The 8,060-nt window shown below is 65.3% G+C and carries 1 protein-coding gene; it reads right to left on the bottom strand.

Going from position 1 to position 8,060, the window contains the following annotated elements:
• Nucleotides 1-8,060: non-ribosomal peptide synthetase (locus A5752_RS04955; RefSeq protein ID WP_156613625.1), on the bottom strand; the 8,060-nt coding region annotated here is incomplete at both ends.

Below are 8,060 nucleotides of genomic sequence, written 5' to 3'. Positions count from 1 at the left end.
ATTACCCCCACCGGCACCGGCCGCAACCACCCATCAAGCACGAAGAATGACGCCCACGCCGTCGGTGAACCGATCGGTGGGGATCCCGATCCCGCGGCCAATGGGGCGCTGGCACACAACCACATCGTGGTTTCGGTGGGCCCGTAGACGTTGACCATCACGCGCCCCGGAGCCCACCGATCCACCAACTCGGGTGGACAGGGCTCCGCGCCGATCACCAATGCCGGCCCATTCAAGCCGTCCACCGGCAGCATGCCCGCCGCCGAGGGGGTTTGGGTCAGCACGCTGACCCGCTCGCGCACCAGCAATCTGTGGAACTCTTGCGGTGTACGGGCCACCATCTCAGGCACGACGACAAGCTGCCCGCCATGCAGCAATGCACCCCAGATCTCCCAAACCGAGAAATCGAAGGCATACGAATGGAACTGCGTCCACACCTGCTCTGCTGATAGCTCGACACCGATCCGCAGCGAGTCGAACAGCTGCGTCACGTTGCGATGAGTGACGGCCACACCCTTGGGCGTTCCCGTGGTGCCCGATGTGTAGATGATGTGGGCCAGGTCGTCAGGGGATGGCCCTGGCACTGGGGTGTCGGGCTGGGCACCGATCTCTGGGTCGTCGATATCGAGCACCGGCACGTCGAAACCATCAAACCGCGCCACCAAATCCGCCGTGCTGACCGCGAGAACCGGCGCCGCGTCACCCACCATGAACTCAATCCGCGCCGCCGGCACCGCCGGATCTATCGGCAGGTACGCCGCGCCCGTCTTCATAACCGCCAAAATGGCGACAATCGCCTCCGCGGAACGGTTGAACAGCACCGCGACCCGCTCACCCCGGCCGGCCCCGCGGCTCATCAGTAGATGCGCCAACCGATTCGCTGACTCATCAACTTCGCGATACGTCCACCTGTGCTCGCCGCACACCAGCGCAACCGCCTCCGGGGTACGGGCGGCTTGGGCGGTGAACAACTCCGGAACCGACACCGGGGCGCGGTCGGGCTGGTTCAGCACTCTCCGATTGCCCCACTCATCCAGGCGGCTGAGCTCCGCACCGTCAAGCACCTCCACCTGGGAGAGTCGCCGTGCCGGATCAGTGGCCATCGCCACCAACACCGTTTCCAACCGCTCCCCGAGGGCTGCGATTTCACCCGCGTCGAAGACATCGGTGTCGTATTCGATGCGGAAACCGAGTTCTTCTCCCGGTACGGCTTGCACCGTCAACGGGTAGTGGGTCGATTCACGGAAGGACACGTCGGTTACGGCCAACTGTTGGTCACCCGATATGGCGGCGGTATCCATCGGATAGTTCTCGAACACGAAGAGCGTGTCGAACAGCTTGTCGTGACCGGTGATTCGATGAATGTCGCTGAGCGCAAGGTGCTGGTGCTCGAGTGTGTCATTGTGGACGCGTTGCAGTTGACTCACCAGCTCTGTCGTGGTGGTCGCTGCTGTGAGGGTCGCTCGCACCGGCACCGTGTTGATGAGCAGGCCAACCATCGATTCGGCGTCGGCAACGTCGGCCGGCCTACCCGAGACCACGGTGCCGAAGGCGACATCATGCTGGCCTGTCAGCGCGGACAACAGTCGCGCGAACGCGGCCTGCAGCACGATGTTGACGGTCGTCTGGTGAGAGCGCGCCAATTCACCGAGTTCTCGTGTGGACTGAGCAGACAACGAAATCGACTCAGCGCCTCGCCGCCCTAACCCCAACCGTGCCTGGCGGCTGACCAGTGTGGGGGTTTCGAAGCCGGCGAGCACGTTACGCCAGGCCTTGTGCGCAGCATCGATGTCGCGATCGGCCAGCCAGGTGATGAAGTTTCGATATGGTGCCGGCGGCAATAACCGGATCCCGTGATAGCTCGCGAAGATCTCCTGTAGGAGAATTGGCAGCGACCAGCCATCGAGCACGATGTGGTGATTGGTCAGTATCAACCGGTGACGGTCGGCTTCGCTGCGCACCAACGTCACTCGGAATGGCGACGCGTTGACCAGATCGCAGACGGCGGCGCGTTCAGCGGCGCAGAGCCGCTGGATCTCCTCATCAAGGGCTTCGCCTTCGAGATCGATATAGCGCCACTCGACTTCGGGAGCAGCCGGAATGGCCTGCACCGGTTCGTCGAAGTCTTGGCAGAAGCGGGCCACCAGGTTCGGATGGCGGCTGATCACCACGCGCACCGCTTCGCGCAACCTGCTTTCGTCGAGCGGACCCGTCAGGGCGATGTCAAGCTGGGCCGTGTACAGCTCGTCGGCGGCGGCAAGCGCGGTGTTCGCGTGGAATAGCAGCCCCTGCTGCACCGGGCTCAGCGGCAGCACATCGGCAGCGGGGAGCCGACGCTGTAACTCGTCGATCTGGTGCTGAGTCAGCCTGGTAGGTGCGATGTCCGACGGAGTCAATCCGCCTCCGCCGCTTCGCACGTGCGCGCATATGCCGATCAGGGCATCGACCCACAATCGGCTCAGTCGGCTGATCTGCACACCATCGACGGCCGACGGCGCCCACGTCCAGTCCGCGCGCAAGCGCGGTCCGGTCTCGGTGTCCACTGCGACGGCGTTGAGTTCCACGGTGTGCGCGAGCGGCATTGGCACCGCGGCGGTTGCACCGGTCAGTGACAGGCCCTCGGGGCAGCTTCGCCATACATCGTCGGCCCCTCCGGCTCCCGGGTTACCCATGCGCCCCAGATAATTGAAGCCGATGGGCGGATCGGCCGTCTCCAGGTCCGCGTCAGCGTTCAGGTAGCGCAGCAGGCCGTAGGTCAGGCCGTCAGGCAGGGCACGAAGATGCTCCTTGGCGGCCTTGATGATGGCACCCAGTGCCTGCTCGCCGGCCACCACCTGAGCCCACGACAGTCGGCCGTTGAGACCCCCGAAGTTCAAGGACACGGGGTACTTTGCGGTGAACCACCCCACTGTCTGCGACAGGTCGACACCAGAAGCGATTTCCTCGACGCGCCCATGGCTCTCGACATCAATGCCTATGGGGGCGCTGCCGGTACCGAATGATTCGGCCACCGCCAGCCCGAGCGCAATCAGCAGGATGTCTTCTGTACCAACGCGAAACGCGCCTGGCACCTCATCGAGCAGCAAGCGGGTCGTCTCGGCATCCAGCGGCACTGAGAGACGCCCGGCCGTTGCGAATGTGTCCACCGCGGGCTGGACCGCCGGCAGCACGGCAGGTGTCCTCGCCACCCGCCGCCATACGTCCGCTTGCTCGACCACGCTTGGGTGACGCGCGTGCTCGGCCAACACCTCCGCCCAGCGCTTGAACGATGTCCCCGCTGCCGGCAGCGCTGCCTGACGGCCCGCCCGATGCTGGGCCCATGCCGTGTTGAGGTCATCCAGCAGAATCCGCCACGATACCCCGTCAACGGCCAGGTGGTGAATAATCACGATGAGCTGGCTCGTGGCAGAAACCCAAAGCGCGCTTAGCATTACGCCGTCGCCCGGGTTCAACCGCGATCGCGCCTGCACCAGCGCTTCGTCAGAGAGTGTGTCCACCGATCGCAAACATCCACGAGCATCGACAGTCCCTGGCTCGGGCACGTGTAGCGACCAGGCCACGTTGTCTTCGTCGAAGGATTCGGTTCCCTCGTCCGCCGTGTCGACACGCAACCTCAGCATGGCATGCCGATCCAGCAAGGTCTGCAACATCGCGGCGGCGTCGGACTCGGTCACCCCATCCGGCGCCTGGACCACCATCGTCTGGTTGAACTCGTCGACCGGACCCTCCACGCCGGCCAGCCAGTGCATGATCGGCGTCGCCTCGACGGGTCCGAGCCCCTCGTCGATGGGGGCTTGGCCGCCGCTGGTCGTCTTAGCGACACGGGCCAGCCGGGCCACCGTCTGCTCGACGAAGACATCGCGCGGACGACACACCAAGCCGACTGCCCGGGCCCGGGACACAACCTGCATCGACGAGATGCTGTCTCCGCCTAGATCGAAGAAGGAGTCGTCGACGCCGACTCGGTCGAGCCCGAGGACTTGGGCGTAGATGTTGGCCAAGGCTTCCTCGACCGCATCGGAGGGAGCCCGATATCGATCGCCGTCCCCATAGTCGGGTGCGGGCAGGGCGCGCGCATCGAGCTTTCCGTTGGGTGTCAGCGGCAGCTTGTCGAGCGCCACCATCGCCGTCGGCACCATGTAACCCGGTAACCGCTCGGCCAACGCGGCACGGAGTTCAGCCGGATCGGCGGACCCGGTGACGTAGCCAACCAACCGCTTGTCGCCGGGACGGTCCTCGCGGGCGATCACAGCCGCATGTACCACCCCGTCCAGTGCGGCCAGAGCCGCCTGTATCTCGCCGAGTTCGATGCGATACCCGCGGATCTTGACCTGCTCATCGGCTCGTCCCAGATAGTCGAGCTGCCCATCAGGGCGCCAACACACAAGATCTCCGGTTCGATACATCCGCGTTCCGGGTCCGCCGAACGGACAAGCGACGAACCTCGATCCGGTCAACTCGGCCCGACCGACATAACCCACGCCCACTCCTGCGCCGGCCACATACAACTCGCCGACCACCCCGGCCGGTACCGGGTGCAGCCACTCGTCGAGCACGAACAATGCCGCCCCAGCAACGGGCGCACCGATCGGCACTCCCCACCCGGGACTCAGTGGCGCACTTATTGCGACACACATCGTCGTCTCGGTGGGGCCGTAGGCATTGAGCATGACCCGCCCCGGCGCCCAGTGGTCCACCACCTCGGAGGGACACGCTTCGCCAACCACGACCACCGCAGTCGACTCCAACCCATCGCGCGGCAAAACCCTTACCGCAGAGGGAGTCTGGGTCAACACGTCGACGCCTTCACTGACCAGCAAGGCGTGGAAATCCATGGGCGAGGCCGCTACGTCCTCGGGCACCACAACCACGCGCCCACCCCGCAGCAGTGCGCCGAACACCTCCCACACCGACACATCGAAGGCTAAGGAATGGCACAGCGGCCACACACCGGCGGACGGCAGCCCGGCATCGAGTGACTCGAGCAACTGCGTCACGTTGCGGTGAGTGATCGCCACGCCCTTGGGCACACCGGTGGTCCCCGAGGTGTAGATCAGGTACGCGATGTCCTCGGGGGACGGATCCGGCAAGGCGGTGCTCGGTTCGCGAACGATGCGCGGATCGTCGACGTCGATCACCACCAAACCGGACTGGTCCAACCGCCCGGCCAGCCTGGCCGTGGTGATCGCGGCGATCGGCGCGGCATCAGCGAGCATGAAATGCAACCGTGCGTCCGGCACCGCCCCGTCGATCGGCAGATACGCCGCGCCCGTCTTGAGCACCGCCAACATCGCCACGATTGCCTCGGCCGATCGATCCAACAGCAGTGCGACGCACTCACCCGGACCGATACCAATGCCGATCAACAAGTGCGCCAACCGATTCGCGGCCTCACCGAGTTCGCGGTAGCGCAACGAACGTTCCCCAGAGGTGATCGCCACCGCCTCGGGAGCCCGTCGCACCTGCTCGCCGAACAACCCAGGAATTGACACTCTTCCCTGGAGGGGCTCGGTCAACGTCGCCCGGTTGCCCCACTCATCCACGCGGGTGCGTTCACTCGCATCGAGCACATCGATCGACGACAACCTCACCGCCGGATCGCCGGTCATGGCCTCGACCACGCGCTGCAGCCGCCCGACCAACGCCTCAATACTGGCCGCGTCGAACACGTCGGTGCGGAACTCGACGCTCCCACCGATCCCGGCCGGCTCGCCGGCCTCGGTGAACCGTTCGGTCAACGACAGCGACAGGTCCATTCGCGCGGTGTGAGTATCCACCGGCAGTGGAGTGACCTGTAGGTCGCCCAGATCCAGCGTCGCTGACGCATTGTTCTGCCAAGCCAGCAACACTTGCACCAGCGGGTGATGGGTCAACGACCGCGCCGGGTTGAGCCGCTCGACAAGAACTTCGAACGGCACGTCCTGATGTTCGTATGCGGCGAGACTGCGGGCGCGCACCTGAGCCAGCACGTCAGCGGCCGTGGGATCGCCGCCGAGGTCGACCCGCAACACCAAGGTATTGACGAAGAACCCGACCAACTCATCCAGGGCGGGATCGCGCCGCCCGGCGATCGGAAAACCGATCGGCACATCAGAACTCGCGCTGAGCTTGCCCAACAGCACGGCCAGCGCGGCCTGCACCACCATGAAGCTGGTCGCGCTGTGCTCACGGGCCACGGCCCGCACCCGATGCTGCAATTCGGCCGGCCAGTCCACTGCCACCGTGGCACCACGTTGATCCGCCACCAAGGGATACGGTCGATCGGTCGGCAGCGCCAACCGCTCTGGCATGTCAGCCAGTGTCCGCGTCCAGTAGTTCAACTGCGCTGCGATGCGGCTGTCCGGATCCTCGAGATCACCCAGTTGTGCTCGCTGCCAAAGTGTGAAGTCGGCATACTGCACCGGCAACGGCGCCCAGTCCGGCGCCCGCCTGGCACACCGGCTGGCGTAAGCCACCCCCAGGTCGCCCACCAACGGTGTGATCGACCAGCCGTCCGCGGCGATATGGTGCACCACCACCACTAACACATGTTGGTCATCGGCAAGACGGAAAAGTGTTGCCCGTAAGGGGATCTCCGTCGCCAGGTCGAACGTGGCGCGTGCTACCGCGCTGAGAGCCTCGTCAAGACGAGCCGCCGGCCAGCCCGTGGCGTCGACTACCCGGCAGCCGACATGCGCCCGCTCCGCGGGGACCACCACCTGCCGAGGGACACCGTCGACATCGCTGAATAGTGTGCGGAGGGACTCGTGGCGGCCCACCACATCGCCGAATGCCGCACCCAGTGCATCGGTATCCAGGCATCCGTCGAGCCGCAACGCGGCTGCCATGTTGTAAACGGGTGAGGCGCCTTGCAATTGGTCGATGAACCACAACCTGGCCTGGGCAAACGACAGAGGTACCACCGAAGGCCGCTCGACGGCCACCAACGGGTCCAGTTCACACGTCTCGCCGCCTATACGGGACGCCAACTGGGCCACGGTGGGTGCGTCGAAGACGGTGCGCACCGCCAGAGTCGTATTCAGCGATTTGTTGATCGCGGCAACCAGACGCATTGCCGAAAGCGAATCGCCGCCCAGATCGAAGAATGACTCGTCGACCGCGACTCGGTCGACACCGAGCACATGCGCATAAATACCGGCGAGAATCTCCTCGACAGCGCTTACCGGGGCGCGATGGTGATCAGCCTCGTGGTAGTCCGGTGCGGGCAAGGCGCGAATGTCGAGTTTGCCGTTGACTGTCAGCGGTAATTCGTCAATCGCAACCACTGCGGCGGGCACCATGTATGGCGGGAGCTGCTTGGCCAGTGCAGGACGCAGACCGGCCGGATCGGCATTCCCGATGAAATAAGCCACCAGGCGTTTGTCGCCGGGGCGGTCCTCGCGGGCGAGCACTACCGCCTGCTCGACCCCGTCCTGCGCCGCGAGCGCCGCCTGTACCTCACCCAATTCGATGCGGTATCCGCGGATTTTGACCTGCTCGTCTGCACGCCCGAGGTACTGCAACTGCCCGTCGACACCCCAACACACCAAGTCCCCGGTGCGATACATCCGGGTACCGGGCTCCCCGAAGGGGCAGGCCACAAACCGCGATGCCGTCAAACCCCCGCGACCCACGTACCCACATGCCACGCCGCGGCCGGCCACATACAACTCACCGACCGAGCCCACAGGCACCGGCCGCAACCACCCATCAAGCACAAACAACGCCGCCCCCGGCACCGGCGAACCAATCGGCGCACCCGATCCCGCCCGCAACGGCGCACTCATCGCGGCATATATCGTCGTCTCGGTCGGACCGTAGGCGTTGATCAGCACCCGCCCGGGTGTTGCCCAGCGATCCACCACCTCGGCTGGACATGCCTCACCGGCCACGACCAGGGCAGCCGACTCCAACCCCTGCGGCGAAAGCATCCCCACCGCAGAAGGCGTCTGACTCAAAACGTCGACCTGTTCGGTGACCAGCAGCGCATGCAGGTCATCGGGGGATCCGACCACCTCCTCGGGCACGACCACCAGTCGCCCGCCGTGCAACAGCGCGCCGAAGATCTCCCACACCGAAAC

The sequence above is a fragment of the Mycobacterium sp. 852002-51961_SCH5331710 genome, assembly GCF_001665535.1.
Lineage (GTDB): Bacteria > Actinomycetota > Actinomycetes > Mycobacteriales > Mycobacteriaceae > Mycobacterium.
The sequence above is the reverse complement of the archived record's forward strand: the minus strand, read 5'-3'. Positions and strand labels throughout refer to the sequence as shown.